This is a genomic window from Chloroflexota bacterium (assembly GCA_016875875.1).
In the GTDB taxonomy this organism is placed as follows: domain Bacteria; phylum Chloroflexota; class Dehalococcoidia; order GIF9; family UBA5629; genus 9FT-COMBO-48-23.
Map to the genome: position 1 here is coordinate 57118 of VGOP01000009.1, position 16335 is coordinate 73452.

General features: G+C 48.5%; 14 protein-coding genes and 1 pseudogene. 5 read left to right on the plus strand and 10 right to left on the minus strand.

Annotated features, from left to right (window positions below):
• The first annotated feature begins 2 nt into the window (after positions 1 to 2).
• Genes FJ023_07645 through FJ023_07660 form a run of 4 tightly spaced genes read left to right on the plus strand, consistent with a single transcriptional unit; the run spans position 3 to position 3438 of the window.
• Positions 3 to 653, plus strand: coding sequence for a PHP domain-containing protein (locus tag FJ023_07645; protein ID MBM4447204.1), 651 nt, complete (start codon positions 3 to 5; stop codon positions 651 to 653).
• A gap of 11 nt (positions 654 to 664) precedes the next feature.
• The gene (locus FJ023_07650; GenBank protein MBM4447205.1) at positions 665 to 1480 is read left to right on the plus strand and encodes a phosphoglycerate transporter; all 816 of its coding nucleotides are present in this window, start codon (positions 665 to 667) and stop codon (positions 1478 to 1480) included.
• Positions 1480 to 2466, plus strand: a complete 987-nt coding sequence (locus FJ023_07655; protein ID MBM4447206.1) for a hypothetical protein — start codon at positions 1480 to 1482, stop codon at positions 2464 to 2466. The genes FJ023_07650 and FJ023_07655 overlap by 1 nt, the downstream gene beginning before the upstream one ends.
• Positions 2467 to 2472: 6 nt before the next feature.
• Positions 2473 to 3438, plus strand: a complete 966-nt coding sequence (locus tag FJ023_07660; GenBank protein MBM4447207.1) for a carbohydrate kinase family protein — start codon at positions 2473 to 2475, stop codon at positions 3436 to 3438.
• Positions 3439 to 3442: 4 nt separating this feature from the next.
• Here FJ023_07660 and FJ023_07665 read toward each other — a convergent pair whose 3' ends face one another.
• The 3 genes from FJ023_07665 to aspS all read right to left on the minus strand — a co-directional run bounded on the left by FJ023_07665 (position 3443) and on the right by aspS (position 7294).
• Positions 3443 to 4063 (minus strand): ATP-dependent Clp protease proteolytic subunit, encoded by a 621-nt coding sequence (locus FJ023_07665; protein ID MBM4447208.1) that lies wholly within the window; start codon positions 4061 to 4063, stop codon positions 3443 to 3445.
• Positions 4060 to 5370 carry a trigger factor gene (gene tig / locus FJ023_07670; GenBank protein MBM4447209.1) on the minus strand — a complete coding sequence of 437 codons (1311 nt, stop codon included), beginning with the start codon at positions 5368 to 5370 and terminating at the stop codon, positions 4060 to 4062. Before tig ends, FJ023_07665 begins: the two co-directional genes overlap by 4 nt.
• 112 nt (positions 5371 to 5482) lie before the next feature.
• A complete protein-coding gene (aspS, locus tag FJ023_07675) occupies positions 5483 to 7294 on the minus strand; it encodes an aspartate--tRNA ligase (GenBank protein ID MBM4447210.1) in 1812 nt (603 codons plus the stop codon).
• A gap of 183 nt (positions 7295 to 7477) precedes the next feature.
• Between aspS and FJ023_07680 the strand changes: the two genes are divergently transcribed.
• Positions 7478 to 8374, plus strand: coding sequence for a hypothetical protein (locus FJ023_07680; GenBank protein ID MBM4447211.1), 897 nt, complete (start codon positions 7478 to 7480; stop codon positions 8372 to 8374).
• An 89-nt stretch (positions 8375 to 8463) separates the two neighbouring features.
• Here the strand turns inward: FJ023_07680 and FJ023_07685 are convergent.
• From FJ023_07685 to aroC, 7 genes and pseudogenes are all read right to left on the minus strand, one after another.
• Positions 8464 to 8807, minus strand: a pseudogene (locus FJ023_07685) (tRNA-guanine transglycosylase).
• 18 nt (positions 8808 to 8825) lie between these two features.
• Entirely contained in the window at positions 8826 to 9629 is an 804-nt protein-coding gene (locus tag FJ023_07690; protein ID MBM4447212.1) for a hypothetical protein, read from the minus strand.
• A gap of 288 nt (positions 9630 to 9917) precedes the next feature.
• Positions 9918 to 11096 carry a tRNA guanosine(34) transglycosylase Tgt gene (gene tgt, locus FJ023_07695; GenBank protein MBM4447213.1) on the minus strand — a complete coding sequence of 393 codons (1179 nt, stop codon included), beginning with the start codon at positions 11094 to 11096 and terminating at the stop codon, positions 9918 to 9920.
• Positions 11097 to 11155: 59 nt separating this feature from the next.
• Positions 11156 to 12613 (minus strand): hypothetical protein, encoded by a 1458-nt coding sequence (locus FJ023_07700; GenBank protein MBM4447214.1) that lies wholly within the window; start codon positions 12611 to 12613, stop codon positions 11156 to 11158.
• 1 nt (position 12614) lies between these two features.
• Complete coding sequence (locus FJ023_07705; protein ID MBM4447215.1) at positions 12615 to 13481, minus strand: protoheme IX farnesyltransferase; 867 nt, start codon at positions 13479 to 13481, stop codon at positions 12615 to 12617.
• Positions 13478 to 15145 carry a 3-dehydroquinate synthase gene (gene aroB, locus FJ023_07710; GenBank protein MBM4447216.1) on the minus strand — a complete coding sequence of 556 codons (1668 nt, stop codon included), beginning with the start codon at positions 15143 to 15145 and terminating at the stop codon, positions 13478 to 13480. The genes FJ023_07705 and aroB overlap by 4 nt, the downstream gene beginning before the upstream one ends.
• Complete coding sequence (gene aroC / locus FJ023_07715) at positions 15132 to 16313, minus strand: chorismate synthase (GenBank protein ID MBM4447217.1); 1182 nt, start codon at positions 16311 to 16313, stop codon at positions 15132 to 15134. The genes aroB and aroC overlap by 14 nt, the downstream gene beginning before the upstream one ends.
• Between the last annotated feature and the right edge of the window lie 22 nt (positions 16314 to 16335).

Genomic DNA, 16335 nt, shown 5'->3' on the forward strand with positions numbered 1-16335 from the left:
CTTTGATAAAAGCTGACCTTCATATTCACACCACATACTCCATGGATTGCACCATGTCCCTGGAGCAGATAATTGACCGCTGTCTTGAAGTTGGCATCAACTGCCTCGGCGTAGCTGACCATAACACTATTGCCGGAGCTCTAAAGCTGAAAGAAATGGCACCTTTCCTAATTATCGTCGGTGAAGAGATCCTGACTTTGGGTGGTGAGATCATAGGGTTCTTTCTCACCCAGGAGATTCCTAGCAAATTGTCCATAGAAGAAACTATAGCCCAGATCAAAGCTCAGGGAGGGCTGGTATGTATTCCACATCCCTATGACAGCTTGCGTTTATCAATATTTAGAAACAAAGTATTGAAAGGCGTAATGCCAGAGATTGATATTATCGAGGCTTTCAACGCCCGTAGTCTTTTTTCACCTGGCAGCTCATCCAGAGCCTGGAAGCTAGCACAAAAATATGGCAAGCCTGCCAGTGCCGGCAGTGATGCCCATACACTACCTGAAATAGGCAATGCCTATGTTGAAATGCCGGAATTCAATGGAAAAGATGACTTTCTGGCCTCCCTGGCTAAGGGAAAAATTTCTGGTAGTATGTCGAACCCAGCTGCTCATTTCGTCAGCACCTGGAATAGACTGAAAAAACAATTGTCATAGGAGTGGTTCACTTGTTGACCATCGGTTGGTTTTCAACCGGCAGAGATAAGGCAGCAAGGCGACTTCTGCAAGTTGTATGCCCAAAAATTCGAAGTGGTGAAATCGAGGGCAAGATTAGTTTTGTCTTTAGTAATCGCGAACCCGGCGAAACTAAAGAGAGTGATTTATTCCTTGAGCTAGTTCGAAGCTATGGTGTTCCACTGATTGGCTTTTCCTCAGAGAAATTCAAAACCGCGCAAGGAATAACAGGCAAGGCGGAAAGCGAAAAATTATCAGAGTGGCGCCTCGATTTTGATAGGGAGGTTATGAAAAGACTAACTGGTTTCCGTCCAGACCTGTGCGTGCTTGCTGGCTATATGCTTATTGTCGGGGAAGAGATGTGCCATAAATATGACATGATTAACCTGCATCCAGCGGCTCCCGGAGGGCCTAAAGGTAGCTGGCAGGAGGTAATCTGGGCATTGATTGAGAATAATGCTGCAGAATCCGGGGTAATGATGCACCTGGTAACGCCTGAGTTGGACAGGGGGCCGGTAATAGCTTATTGCACTTATCCTATTAGAGGTGAACATTTTGATAAATATTGGCGGGAAATAGATGGTCGCTCTGTAGCTGAGATAAAAAAGGCACAAGGTGAAAACAATGCACTTTTTAAACTTATCCGCCAGCATGGGCTAGCCAGAGAATTCCCTCTTATCGTGTCGACTTTGAGAGCCTTCGGCCGTGGTGAGGTTAAAATAGAAGCTGGCAAAATTTTTGATCGTTATGAGAAATCGATACCGGGGTACAACCTTAGTGATGAAGTAAATAAAGCAGTGGAATCGTGATGAGCCTAATTTGTTTTGATCTCGAGGGGCCATTAGCTACTCAGGATAATGCCTATGAGCTTATGAAGCTGTTCCCTGATGGAGGCAGGATTTTTGAGGTCATCAGCCGCTATGATGATTTGCTCACTTTAGGAGCCAGGCTGGACTACGAGCCCGGTGACACTTTAGCCCTTATTGCACCCTTCCTGGTTTACCACGGGATAAAAGAGGATGACATTTCTGCCTTAGCCAGAAAAGCAACCTTAACCAATGGAGCTATTAGCCTTATCTCCCGACTGAGTGCTCAGGGCTGGAAAATATTCTGCATCAGCACCAGCTATGAGCAGTATGCCAGGCATATAGCTTTTAGACTTGGCATTTTTTCGCAAAATGTTGCCTGTACTTCTTGCCCACTGGATAAATTCTCTAAACAGTTAAATAAAGAAGATTTCTGCTATGTAGAGACGGTGGAGAAAAATATTTTGGATAAACATCCAATCGACGACATCTGGATAAAGAAAAGGCTTGACCGTTTTTACTGGAAGGAACTGCCCAAGACCAATCTGGGTCTACTCATAGAACAGGTGCAACCTGTTGGCGGACAGCGTAAGGTGGAAGCCTTGCGCCATTTCGCCACAGCTCAAGGGCAATCTTTCTCCAACTGTGTAGTGGTTGGTGATAGCATTACCGACTTCAAGATGCTTCAGGCTGTTGAGCAGGCTGGTGGACTGGCGATTGCCTTCAATGCTAACGAGTATGCCCTACCCTATGCTACCATAGGTTTAGCCTCTACACACCTTGACGACCTGCGGCCGGTGTTAGAAGCCTGGAATAAGGGCAAACGGTCGGCCGTGGAAAAGCTGGTCAAAGAAAAAGAAAAAGCCGGTGGGAACGCTAACAGGGAGCACTTTCACTGGCTTGCCGGAATTAAAAAAATAGGGACTCCTCTTGAAATCCACAAGCGAATCCGCCGTGTTGTTCGAGAAGAGGCAGCTAAGCTAGGCTGAGTTCAAATGGCTCAAATTGAGGTAGTCGGTTTTGGAGCGATGAATATCGACCGTCTGTACCGGGTCGAGAAGCTTGTCGTTGACGGCGAGCAAATGGTGACAGATTTCATGTCTCTTCCCGGTGGGTCTGCGGCTAACACTATTTACGGCTTGGCTAAGCTCGGTGTTAAGACAGGATTCGTCGGTGCTGTAGGCATGGACGATGATGGGAAAGAATTGCTCAATGATTTCAAGGCTGCCGCAGTCGATATCAGTCAAATCAGGGCTAAGAAAGCGGCGACAGGCTCCACAACCTGCATCAGCGATAAGTTGGGAAGACGAGTCATATATGTCTCCCCCGGAGCTAATAGTCTATTAAACCCCAAGAATATAGGCCTCGCTTATTTGAACCCGGTTCAGATAGTTCACCTGTCTTCCTTTGCTGATGACAAGCAGCTTAAACTTCAAGTCGACTTAGTAAAAAAACTTGTGAAGTCAGTCAGGGTCAGCCTGTCTCCCGGTATGCTTTACGCTGCTAAAGGGCTGAAAGCCTTAATGCCTTTACTTGAGAAGACGCACATTGTCTTCATGAACCGTGAGGAAATCGAGCGATTGACAGGCAAGGATTTCAAGGCCGGAGCCCGGGAACTTGTGAAATCAGGCTGCCGGATTGTCGTCGTAACTTTGGGCAAAGGTCTGGTTAAGGGCAAAGCTGGGACGGTTACTGCCTATACCTGTGCTGGGGAAAAGGAATATGAAGTTGAGTCCCAAACAGGAAGCCCAAAATCTCCGTTGGAGACCACCGGTGCTGGAGATGCTTTTTCTGCCGGCTTTCTCTTCGGTTTCCTCAAAGGCAAAGGGATTGAAGAATGTGGGTTGCTCGGCGATATAATGGCAAGCTTTGCTATCAGGGAAGTCGGTGCTCGAAAAGGGCTTCCGACCTTAGCTCAGTTATCCCAGAGATACCTCAAACGCTCAGGATGTCGCCTGTAAATGCCTAGCCTTTTTTCTGCCCCTTGACTGGTGCGCCGCTTAAAATCTGGTCAACGATGCCATATTCCACAGCCTGCTCAGCATTAAGGTAGAAATCACGGTCGGTATCATGGGCAATTTTATCCATCGGCTGCCCGGTATGCTTAGCCAATATATTGCGAATCAGTTCCTGCAGCCTCATAATCTCTCGAGCAGCGATCTCAATATCGGCTGCTTGGCCCTGGGCACCGCCAACTGCCTGATGCATGTGAATCGTGGAGTGTGGCAGGGCATAACGTTTACCTTTAGCTCCGGCAGCAAGAATAACCGTGGCCATACTGGCAGTCAACCCAACACAGATTGTTGACACATCTGGCCGAACGAGTTGTATAGTGTCATAAATCGCTAGGCCAGCAGCGATAATTCCGCCCGGTGAATGGATGTAAAGGTTTATGTCCTTCTCCGGGTCCTCGTGCTCCAGGTAAAGAAGCTGTGCGATTATCAAACTGGCTATCTGGTCATTGATAGGTGTACCCAGAAAGACAATGCGCTCTTTTAAGAGCAGCGAGTAAATGTCAAAGGCTCGCTCGCCCCGGGCACCGCTTTCGATAACCATTGGAATAATGTTTTGTGGTAAATTTTTCATTTTGCCTTCCCCTTTCTAGAATGAGTAACTCGTTTTTGCTCTGTAGCTATCTGAACCAACCGCTCAACCGTTTTTCGACCTACCAGAAGCTGCTTGATAGGCTCACGAGTTTCCGGGAGGCTGAAAAACCTCCTTATCTCATCAGCCTGCTTATCCGCATCTTTTGCTGCCTTCTCAATCTCAGCATCTATTTCTGAATCATCGACTTCGATTTTTTCGGCTTCAGCTATTTTACCCAGAACCAGAGACCGGACAACACGTCGACTTGCCGTAGGGCGTAATTCTTCCACATGCCCCTCAAGTGTCTTGTTGATGGTCTTCAGGTAGTTCTCCAGGCCGGTGATTCCTTCAGCAAAGTGCCTTGCCTCGTCCCTGAGCAATCGGTCGATTTCTCCATCCACTAATACCGGTGGATATTCTACTTCACTTAGTTCGACCGCAGCATCGACCGCCTTCTGCTCCAGCTCCGCGCGAGCCCTTTCCTCAGCCCTGGTTTTCAGATTGGACGCTATTTGCTCTCGCAGTGAAGCCAGGTCCTCTTTACCCAGACTTTTGGCGAATTCGTCATCGACCTCGGGCAGTGTTTTTTCCTTTATCTCCGTAGCTGTAACCTTGAAGGCATGTTCTTTTCCAGCCAGCTCCTCCATTTCGTAGTCTGCAGGATAGGACAAGACAAAGCTTTTTTCTTCGCCTTTACTCATACCTTCCAGCTTCTCAGCGAAGCCAGGAAGAGGTAACCGGGCTTCTTTAAGGACCTCATATACAACGTCCTTACGGATAGGGAAAGATTCTCCGTCTCTCTTGCCCTCGACGTCGATGGTTACGATGTCGTCGAATTGGACTGGGCGGTCTACCGGTGACTGGATAGCTTGTTGATGCCGTAGTTGCTCGATGGTTGTCTCGACGTCTTCTTGGCTTATTTCTACCGGCTTGGATTCAACCATTATCTTTGTATAATCTCCAAGCTTGATTGTAGGCTTGAGCGGCACAATGGCTTTAAAAATCAATGGCTCTGTCTGGATAAGTTCGAACTGTGGTTGAGCAATGGGCTCTATCTTTTGCTCTTCCAGAGTCTCTTTATAGGCTGTTGGTATCAGGTCTTCCAGGGCTTCCTTGAATAAGGCATCTTTGCCAATGTGACGTTCCAGTATATCTCTGGGTGCCTTCCCTTTACGAAAGCCGGGTACGGAGACCCTTCTAACCAGGCGATTGTAAGCCTTGTCCAGGTATTTATCTACCTCGACGGGCTCCATCTCGATGTTTACTGCTACCTGGCTGTTCTCAACTGGCTCTGTAGATACCTTCATTTTTACCCTTCTATATTATACCTTACGGTATTATCTTCTGCGAAAAAAATTCCTCCATCCCCTGGCGGGAGGGAGATAGAGGGAGGGGGGAAACTCAAATAGACCTGCCGCCTCAAGCCTTCGTGGTCCCCTCGCCTGTCAGCTTCAAATGCAATTCATCGAGCTGGGCTTGAGACACCGGAGACGGTGAATCGCTCATCACATCTATGGCGCTCTGGTTCTTGGGAAAGGCGATCACCTCTCTGATGTTATCCGCCCCTGCCAGCAGCATCACCACGCGGTCGATACCCGGCGCAATACCGCCATGAGGCGGTGCTCCGTAGTCGAATGCTTCCAGCATATGCCCGAACCGGGCTTCTATCTCCTCATCGCTGTAGCCGAGCAGGCGGAATACCTTCTGCTGCAACTCGCGAGTATGAATCCTGATGCTGCCGCTGGATAGCTCATAGCCGTTGCACACGATGTCGTAATGGCGCGCCCGCACCTTGGCTGGGTCGGTATCAAGAAGAGGTATATCCTCTTCGCGCGGTGATGTAAACGGGTGGTGCATCGGCTCCCACAGCTTCGTTTCCTCATTCCAGTCCAGCAGCGGAAAGTCAACGACAAAGAAGAAAACCAGATGGTTCGGGTCGATCAGTCCCAGTCGGTGTCCCATCTCCCGCCGCAGCTCATCCAGCACCTTATCCACCATCTTGGTCTCGCCGGCCACGATTAGTATCAGGTCGCCAGCCTTAGCTTCAAATTTACGGACTATCTCTTTTAGCTGTTCCGTGGCCAGGTATTTGGCAGCTACCGATTTTACTTTTTCGGGAGTCAGTTGCTCCAGTTTGTCAAAACTGCCGGCAGGTAATGCTAATGTTATCAGCCCCTTGGCTCCGCAGGACTTTGCCAGCTCCGTCAGCTCTTCCAGCTGCTTATGGGAATAATCGGCGCAGCCAGGCAGGCATATACCTTTCACTTTGCCACCGCCCTGTATAGCGGACCGGAAAACGGCGAACTCGGATTCGGCGGCAATTTTGGACAGGTCTCTTAATTCCAGCCCGAAGCGTATATCCGGCTTATCCGTGCCGTATCTCTCCATCGTTTCCGTAAAGGAAAGCCGTGGGAACGGCTTCAGCATCTTCATTTCCGGCTTAACCGTCTCCACCAGCGAGGTGAACATCTCTTCCAGCAGGCTGAGTATGTCTTCCTCATCGATAAAGCTCATCTCCATATCGAGCTGCGCAAACTCGGGCTGGCGGTCGGCTCGCAAGTCCTCATCGCGGAAGCAGCGGGCTATCTGGTAGTATTTCTCGAAGCCTGCCACCATCAATAGCTGCTTGAGCTGCTGCGGTGACTGAGGCAGCGCGTAGAACTTGCCCGGATGTATGCGGCTGGGCACCAGGTAGTCACGGGCGCCTTCCGGTGTGCTCTTGAATAATATGGGCGTCTCAATCTCCACAAAGCCTTTGGCATCGAGGAAATCGCGCATAAATTTCTCCACCTTATGGCGAAGTATGATATTTTCTTTCACTCTGGGGCGCCTGAGGTAGAGATAGCGGTACTTGAGGTACAGGTTCTCGTCGACTTCTACATCTTCATTTATATAGAATGGCGGTGTTTTGGCTATATTGAGGATTTGAATGTCGCTGGCGATAACCTCTATTTTGCCCGTAGGCAGCTTCAGGTTCTCGGTGCCAGAGGGACGTTTCGCAACTTTGCCGGTTATCTTAGCCACATATTCGTTGCGGAGCTCGTTGGCTGTTTGGTGTGCCTTTTTTGACGTCTCAGGATTAAATACTACCTGAGCTATGCCCTCTTTATCTCTCAAATCTATGAATATCAGTCCGCCGTGGTCGCGGCGCCGGTGCACCCACCCCGCCAGAGTTACCTCTTTTCCCACGTGTTTATCTCTTAGTTCTCCGCAGCTATGGCTCTTGAGCAAGTAGATCTCCTAGTGTATTTGGAAATTATAGCCTAAGGTAGCCTCTTGTTCAATTACGTTTCTATTGATGCAAATCACAGGCTCGAGTTTAAATTGAATATTCGTTAGATAAATATTTAAAATGCATTAGTTGCACTACGATTGCCGATAGAATTATAATGCAGTGGGCTATACGATGAGCTGATGAAGCTGAAACCATCCTTATGGAATCAAATAATACCGTATTGTGTAGCTACTATTGCTATCGCCTACCTAATATATGTGCTTGCAGTCCAAGGGAATCCCATCCAGTATATACATTTTTGGATCTTTGTATTGGTCGTAGCTTTAGTATTAGCGCCGCTAGCAGGAAAATTGAAAATATGGAATTTAATAGATTTTAATTCGAAATTTGAATCTTTGCGGGAAGAAAATAGAAGGGAACTTGACCAAATTCGTAATCAGATTACTTCAGTTGTACAAACTAGTATAGTACCTATGCAACATCAGTGGACTGTCTTAGGTATTGATGATAATATAGCGAAAAAACTCGCAGAATCAATAACAGAGCGATTCAAATCTTTGACCTTGCCAACTGTTAAAGGTATAAAAATTGATGATCCTACTCATCTGCAATTTTTGCGTAAGGCTTATCGCTATCGATCTTCTGCATATGAGATCTTGTCAACAGCCTGCGCTTTCAAGACTGCAATTCGCGAACATCGTATCCTAAGACCACAAGAATTAGGCTCAGGTACAAATGATGACAGAATAAATTACATGCTGAAATTTATTCTTGATGGTGGAGTAGAATTGTTCGTGCCACCCCCCAAAATGGCAAAAACTATAAAGCAATTACAAGATATCCAGAAATTATTAGAACTATCCAAGAAATTAGATCGTAAAGAGACGGATTTACCTTCTGAAAAGGACATTAATAAAATTTTCAATAATGTACATGATAGTCTTGCTTGGATTTCAGCGGGAATAGTCATAATCGGCTCTCAGGCAATCATTGTTAACCAAAATATTAACATGCTTGTTAAAAAATGGAAGGATTCCTCAGACAGTCTAATAGATAATCTAGAAAATAAATCATAGCAATATGCCAGCCTTTTTTCGTGAGTCTTACTATCCTTATACTATATAACTCCAAAGACGATGCGTTCTTTTTATACAATCTTCCAGGCCTAAAGAACGGTGTCATTACGATGCTGTGGCGAGTTCAGCCACTTCTGCTTCTGGGCAAGCCTGACTCTCTCGTCGGTAACCTGATATCGGTTGAGGAAGTCGCCTTCAAAGGCAGCGAAGGTGTCCTGCTTGATGGCGGTATGTATTTGATGCATCATCTTGGTGATAAAGCGAAGATTATGTATGGTGGCTAACCTATAGGCCAGAAGCTCCTCACATTTGAACAGATGATGCAGATAGGTGGCGGAGAAGGTGCGGCAGGTGTAACACAGTCACAGCTGGTGTCGACAGGCCCTTTCCTGGCCTTGTAGACGGCCTTCCGTATGTTCTTGTCTGCCCACAGGCAACCACACCTCTTACCTTACTTGCTGGAACATATGAACCATGGATATCTGGTGAATTCCCGATAGCCTATCCTTAGATAGACCGGCTCACCGAACTTGCTTGCCTGGAGCACGACTTTTCGTGCACCCAGAGCAAAAGCAGCATTGCTCACCTCGCGGGTGCAGTACGCGGCCAATCCAGTGCCTCGCGCCTTCTTTATTGTACCTACCCAGTAAACACCGGCGATGCCATGGCTGAGCATAGCCAGTGCTGTACATACGGGCTCGCCTTTAAAATGGACTACTGCTAAAATAAAGTGCGGGCTGATTACACGCTGCGCCTGAGCAAAATAGCTTTCGCTGACCTCTTTGGGAAATGCCAGGTCCTGGTAGGCCTCGACTACAACTTGCTTGAAGCCCTGCAATTCATTCTCATTATCCACCCAATGCAGCTCTGCTCCAGATGGTGCTGGCCCCCCCTTTATCGGTTCCTCAAGTACCATTCCCGGTTGCTCAGATACCAAGAATATTCCATTATCTTTACAGTACTGAATAAGAGCTTGGTCACAATGGCCTCGAAGTAGGAGTGAAAAGCCCCGCTTGCGCGTGGCGAAAAAGGCTTTTATGCGGGACAGGAACGCATCAGGACGCTCATCTTGTTCGGTGGCTAAACTAAATGCGAGACTGCAGCCGGGAAAACCCAAGGCAGAATTGATGAACACAGTATCATGCGCTTCAAAAATCTCTGTACCTGGTATCCATTTGGAGCTTTCGCACCAGAACTCTATAAGGTTGAGATCAGCCAGCCTCAATAACTCAGATTCGCTCATTGAATACTTCATTTTACACCTGCTATATTATAACGCTTTCTGGGCACTGTTTGGCTATCACAAATACTGCCAATATCAAGTAAGGGGATCTCTTTTAGGTATCATCTGCCTAAAGGTGACACTGCGCAACCGCTTAGGTAGTCAGGAGTACTGGTTCAAATCCAACCTCTGCCACTAATTTTCGAAGCTAAAATCCTCTGAATCTTGTAAAAAGTTCAGCGGATTCTTTGTTTTTGCTCATAGAATGCTAACTAGATTCTGAGAGATTCACTTACCAATAGGTGAATTCTATCCCTCAAATCAATGAATATCAGCCCGCCGTGGTGAATCCAACCACTTTTGCTTCTGGGTGAGCCTGACTTCCTCATCGGTAACCTGATACTGGCTGAGGAAGTCGTTTTTGAAGGCGGTGAAGGTGCCCTGCTGAATGGCGGCTTCTATTTTCTGCATCAGCCTGATGATAAATCGCAGGTTATGTATGGTGGCTAACCTGTAGGCTAACAGCTCATCGCATTTGAACAGGTGATGAAGGTAAGCAGCCGAAAAGGTGCGGCAGGTATAGCAATCGCAGCCGGCATCAACAGGCCCCTTCTTGGCCTTGTAGACGGCCTTCCGTATGTTTTGCCTGCCCTGCAGGGTAAAAAGGGCGCCATTGCGGGCCACCCTGGTAGGCAGTGCGCTGTCGAAGAGGTCTATGCCCCGGCTGACCCCTTCAATTATGTCCTCAGGCGAGCCTACACCCATGAGATATCTGGGTTTATCTGGAGGTAATGAAAGCACTGTTTCATCCACCATCGACCAAGTCAGCTCTTTAGGTTCTCCTATGCTCAAGCCGCCGATGGCATAGCCGGGAAAATCCAGAGAGGTAATGGCTTTCGCCGACTGCTGCCGAAGCTGAGTGGAAGTGCCGCCCTGGACAATGCCGAAGAGTAGCTGGCCAGGGCTTCGATGGTGCTTCTTGCATCTTTCCGCCCACCGAGAGGTCCTGTCTACAGCTTCACGCATCTTTGCCAGGCTGGCGTTAACGGCTGGGCATTCGTCCAGTGTCATGATGATGTCGGCGCCCAGCTTCTGTTGTAATTCAATGACCAGCTCAGGAGTAAGGCGATGCTCACTGCCGTCGATATGAGAGCGGAATATGACACCATCGTTGGTGACTTTACACAGCCGGGCTAAGCTGAAAACCTGATAGCCGCCGCTGTCGGTCAATATCGGCCCATCCCAGCCCATGTACCGGTGCAGCCCTCCCAGCTTCTCAATAACATCTATTCCCGGCCGCAGGTAAAGATGATAGGTGTTGCTCAGGATTATGGCTATACCGAGGTCCTTGAGCTCTTCTGGTGTTAAGGTCTTGACCGTGCCCTGGCTGGCTACGGGGAGGAAAGCCGGCGTTGGCACTATTCCATGACCTGTAACAAGCTCTCCAAGACGTGCTTTGGTATCTGAACAGGCCTTTATGACTCTAAAATGTTCTTTTATTAATTAACTCCTTGCCTTTTAGTAGAAAGCTCTGGGCATAGGCGGCGGAGGTTGGAAAGCTACGCATCTGCCCTTGCTTGCCAATAATCTATAAACTGCCTGACGGCTTTTGCAGCCTCGGCTACTGTTGAATAAGTCGGGATATGAGCATCGACGAGCCGTGCTCTCTGCTCAGCAAGCAACTTCCATCGCTGGTGTGGAAGCCGGTCAGAACCGGTTATTCCACTACTCACTACGGCAATTAACGGCATCAATTCCTCTCGAGACAGGTTAATAAACGCTTCAGTCTGCCCCTTGGCAATACTGGACCAAACCTCCTCCGAAAAGGGGTTATCATCGGTAAATTCAGCAATGATGAAATCGAAATGTGGGCTCTTGGCTAACATTCTCGGTATCTCTTTTAGAATTTCTGCGAAGCCCATGGCTACCCCACCCATTATGGAGCAGTCTACTGGATTACCCACCCAATCCCATATTTCGGGTGCCTTTCCTCTCAGTTCCTCCTTAATCTCACGGGGCAGCGGAGGCAGTGTAAGGCCGGCTTCTTCACAAACATCAGCAGACATTACTGAGAGCCCTCCGCCAGCACTCACTAAACCGACACCATTTCCTCTAATCGGAGGCAGGAAGGAAAAGGCGACGAGAAGGTCAACAAGCTCACTTAGGTCTTTGGCAGATATTACACCAGCCTTTTTGAAAGCTGCCTTCCATATAATGTCAGAGCCGGCGATGGCAGCGGTGTGTGAAGCAACAGCTTTAGGTCCAGCTGTGCCTCGCCCGCCTTTGATGGCGAGCACTGGTTTAGTACGCGCTACATCGCCTAAAACCTTGAGAAACTTCTTGCCATCCTTTATACCCTCAAAGTAAGCAGCGATAATCGTAGTCTCGTTGTCATGAGCGAGATAGTACAGGAAATCGCTTTCGTCTAAATCAAGTGCGTTGCCGTAGCTGATGACTTTGCTGAAACGAAGGCCTCGTAATTCTCCGTAACGAACGAGCAACGCGGACGTACCACCGCTTTGACACACAGCACCAATTGTTCCAGCCTCTTTGGTCAAATTATAACTGTGCGCTATTCCTCCGCGCGGGTAGTAAATCCCCATGCAGTTAGGGCCAATAAGTCGGATGTTAAGTCTTTTAGCTTCCTGAAGGATCCTAGCTTCGAGGTCTTTAGCTTCATGCCGCCCTGTTTCACTAAGGCGACCGGCAACAAGATGAACAACTTTTACTCCTTTGGCAGGACATTCGGCAAGCAGATTGGGGACTTTAGATGCTGGAAGACAGCAGATAACATAATCGATTATCTCTGGGACGCTGCTCAAGTTTGGGTAAGCTCTCAGACCAAGGATGGATTCTTTGCTGGGGTTTACTGGATAGATATGCCCGGGATAGCCGTAATCCAGAAGGTGACGTACATAGTGGTAGCCAAACGACAAGGGATCTTCCGATGCCCCGACTACAGCAATGGCCTTAGGATGAAAGGCAGTCTCTAATGTATTGATAAGGTCAGCATCCATGCTATGTCAACCAAATATCTAAGCACATACCCAGGAAGATGATACCCAAATAAGGAAAGGCCGATAGTTTGTAGACCCTCCAGGCAGCCATTGATGTCATCGAGAATAGCAAGCGGCCATTGGCATAAACCATCAAAATGCCAAGGATATTCACCACAATCAGATAAGGCAGATGAAAATCAGCGGCTATGTAGATGAGCATTGAAATAAGATAGAGAAGTATAGATAAGCCAAAAAGTATTTTTACCACATCTTTGACCTGCCAGCTTAGTGGGAAATAATTTAAGCCAGCACCGAGATAATCTTCCCGGTTGGCAATCATTACACACCAGACATGAATGGGAGTCCAGATAGCGACTAGACCGCATAGGAGAAAAAGCCTGGCGTCGAAGGCTGGACTTATGGCAAACCAGCCGATAAGCACCGGGCTACAGCCGGCGACTATGCCGAGAAAGGTGCATGAAATCGTCTTACGCCATATTGACGAAGCTATGACGCCGATCAGCCCAAATAGGAAACAGAGGGGATGCAGCACCCAGGCTAAGGCTAATCCGACAACTATAAGCCCGATGATGAGGGGCAGGGCTTTCTGCGGAGGGTCGATTCGCCTTGAGGGCAAAGCTCGATTGGATGTCCTCACCATCCGGGCATCGACCTCACGGTCGAGATAGTTGGTAAGCCCATTGGAGCCAGCACTGCCTAAGAAGATGGCAATTAAGGTGAGAGCAAAGACTTTGGCTGTCGGATAGCCACCGGCGGCGATAATCACTGAGCAAATGCCGATAAAGGTAAGCAGGCTGGTTTCTACAGGTTTCAGGACGGTGATATAGTCCAGAAATGACCACTGCCTACTTAGAGTTATTTTCAAGGCTTTACAACCTCTTTAAGGACAGTCAATATGTCCTTTTCCGGCACATCACTGCGTATCACTACCTTGCCGATGTCTTCGAGCAAGACCCATCGGATTGCTTTGCCCCGTACTTTCTTGTCCAGTTCCATAGCCGCAAGCACGTCAGCTAGATTTATACCGGAGCAATCTGTAGGTAGTTTGAACTTCTGCAAGAGAGCTTTCTGGCGTCCAACAGCGTCTGGTGATAAAAGCTTCAACCTATGACTGAGCCTGGCTGCTCCCATCATTCCAATAGCCACTGCTTCACCATGGAGAAAACGGTCATATTTGCCGGCGGCTTCAAGTCCATGGGCTATAGTATGCCCGTAATTTAAGATGGTGCGTTTTCCAGTTTCCTTTTCATCTTCAGAGACAATCTGGCATTTAATGGCAGCACTTCTAGCAATGACTTTAGAAGTAATGTCTGGCTTTAACTTCACTAAGTCTTTAACATTATCCTCAATGAGCTGCAAGAAAGCGTCGTCTAGAATCAGCCCATGCTTGATAACCTCCGCCCATCCTGAGGTAAGCTCACGTTGTGGTAAGGTAGTCAAGGTCTTAACGTCGGCCAGGACAAGACGCGGTTGATAGAAAGCGCCTATCAGGTTTTTACCTTGGCGGTGGTCAACGGCTACCTTTCCGCCTATACTGGCGTCTGTCATGGCTACTAGGCTGGTGGGCACTTGCAGCCAGGGCAAGCCTCTTAAGAAAGTGGCGGCTACAAATCCGGCCAGGTCACCAATCATGCCACCACCCAGCGCAACTATCACGTCATTTCTTTCTGCCCGGTGCTCAATGAGAAAATCATAAATCTTGACCGCCTGGTCGATGTTCTTTGAAGCTTCGCCAGGCGGTACCACATAGCAATTGACAGTAAAGCCAGCTTTTTCCAGCGTTTTCTTAACTCGTGTCCCGTAAATAGAAAAAACGATTCCATCGCTAATTATGTTAGCTGTGCCTGATAGGCCGGCCTGTTTCATTTTTTCCCCAAGCTTGTCCAGTATCCCCCAGCCGACAAATACAGGATAACTGGCGGTCGCTGTCTCTACCATACAGGCCAAATCAGCTTCAGCAGATTGTTTACTGCTTCGATGTTTATTTATATACTGCCAGCCCTTTATTACCTCCTGGCTTACTTCATCGAGAGTCAGGTTGTCGGTATGGACTGTCCAGTCGGCGATAGCATAGTAGGGCTGACGCTTGGTTTTAAGCTGCTTGATGCGTTCTAGAGGATTCCCCCCGGCAAGCAAAGGTCGGACTGCAGGGTTAGCCGAGTACAGAGTATCGTGGAGCAGACGCTGGTATATGGTCTCTGGTTTGGCTTCCAGGCAGACAAGCACGCTGGTTTCAAGAAGCAAATCCTGGTTTTTAGGGTCAACTATAGCCCCGCCTCCAGTGGCGATGACCACTCGCTCTTTGTGACAGGCCTGCTTCAATATTTTGCTCTCTAGCTGCCTGAACTTATCCTCGCCGTCCTGTTTGAAGATTTCCGAAATAGTCTTGCCGCTGAGCTTAACTATCTCATCATCGGTGTCTATGAGTGTCCAGTTCAGGCGTTCAGCTACTTTTGTGGCAACGACCGACTTACCAGTAGCTGAGAAACCTATGAGGGCGATGTTGTTGTTTGCTTTACGACTTCGCATAGTGCTTGCGAGAGCAGGCAGAGCCGATGTAGTTTTTATAGTTGGCTAAGGTCTCTTTCAAGTGGTCACCGCCGAATTTTTCCAGCATGGCGTTTGTCAGGACGATGGCCAGCATGGCTTCTCCGATGACTCCGGCTGCAGGGACGACACAGATATCGCTGCGTTCATAATGAGCCTCGGCCTTCTTTCCAGTTCGCAGGTCTACGGATGGCAAGGGTTTGCCCAGAGTGGCGATAGGTTTCACAGCAGCGCGAACCACAATTGGCTGTCCATTGCTTATACCGCCTTCAATGCCGCCGGCATTATTAGTGGCTCGATGCCAGGCTAAAGCAGCTCCTTTTGGGCTGGTCTCGATTATGTCCTGAGCCTGAGAGCCTTTAGCACTGGCTACCGAAAAGCCGTCGCCTATTTCCACACCTTTCACAGCGGGTATGCTCATTATGGCTTGAGCGATTTGAGCGTTAAGACGGCGGTCCCACTGGACGTGGCTGCCCAGTCCGACAGGAACTCCAGCGGCAATTACCTCGAAGACACCACCCAGCGTATCTCCCTTAGCTTTGGCTTCATCGATAGCCGCTATCATTGCCTTTTGGGCCATGGCATCGGCGCAGCGTACAGATGATTTCTCCACCTGTTTCCAATTTATTGATTTGGGTTGTTTAGCCCGGTGTTTACCTATGCTTATGGTATGGCTATGAATAGTAATGCCGAATTCATCGAGGAATCTTCGGGCTACACCGCCGACGGCAACTCTGGCTGCTGTCTCTCGGGCACTGGCCCGTTCCAAAATGAGACGAATATCTTCAACGCCATATTTAGTTATTCCAGCTAAGTCGGTATGTCCCGGTCGAGGTGTAGTTATCGGCTGTATTTTCTTACCTACCGGGGCAATGCTCATTATCTCCTGCCAATCTTCCCAGACGCGATTCCAGATGAGCAGGCTTATCGGGCTGCCGATGGTAAGGCCGTGGCGTACGCCGGAGATAATCTCAGCTTTGTCCCGCTCGATTTTCATGCGGGCGCTGCGTCCATAGCCAGCCTGCCTACGCTTAAGGTCTTGAGTTATGTAGTCTTCACTGATGGGCAAGCAGGCTACCATCCCCTCAATAACTGCCACTAGCCCCTTGCCGTGTGACTCACCTGCGGTGAGAAAACGAAACTGCCCCATAATTCTTGATTCCTGTGGTTGT

Bases quoted from the DNA above. Each gene is read 5' to 3' on its own strand.
- tig (MBM4447209.1), bottom strand. From the start codon at position 5,370: ATGAAGGTATCTACAGAGCCAGTTGAGAACAGCCAGGTAGCAGTAAAC.
- FJ023_07690 (MBM4447212.1), bottom strand. From the start codon at position 9,629: ATGAAGTATTCAATGAGCGAATCTGAGTTATTGAGGCTGGCTGATCTC.
- FJ023_07700 (MBM4447214.1), bottom strand. From the start codon at position 12,613: ATGGATGCTGACCTTATCAATACATTAGAGACTGCCTTTCATCCTAAG.
- FJ023_07660 (MBM4447207.1), top strand. From the start codon at position 2,473: ATGGCTCAAATTGAGGTAGTCGGTTTTGGAGCGATGAATATCGACCGT.
- FJ023_07665 (MBM4447208.1), bottom strand. From the start codon at position 4,063: ATGAAAAATTTACCACAAAACATTATTCCAATGGTTATCGAAAGCGGT.
- aroB (MBM4447216.1), bottom strand. From the start codon at position 15,145: ATGCGAAGTCGTAAAGCAAACAACAACATCGCCCTCATAGGTTTCTCA.
- aroC (MBM4447217.1), bottom strand. From the start codon at position 16,313: ATGGGGCAGTTTCGTTTTCTCACCGCAGGTGAGTCACACGGCAAGGGG.
- FJ023_07680 (MBM4447211.1), top strand. From the start codon at position 7,478: ATGAAGCTGAAACCATCCTTATGGAATCAAATAATACCGTATTGTGTA.
- FJ023_07655 (MBM4447206.1), top strand. From the start codon at position 1,480: ATGAGCCTAATTTGTTTTGATCTCGAGGGGCCATTAGCTACTCAGGAT.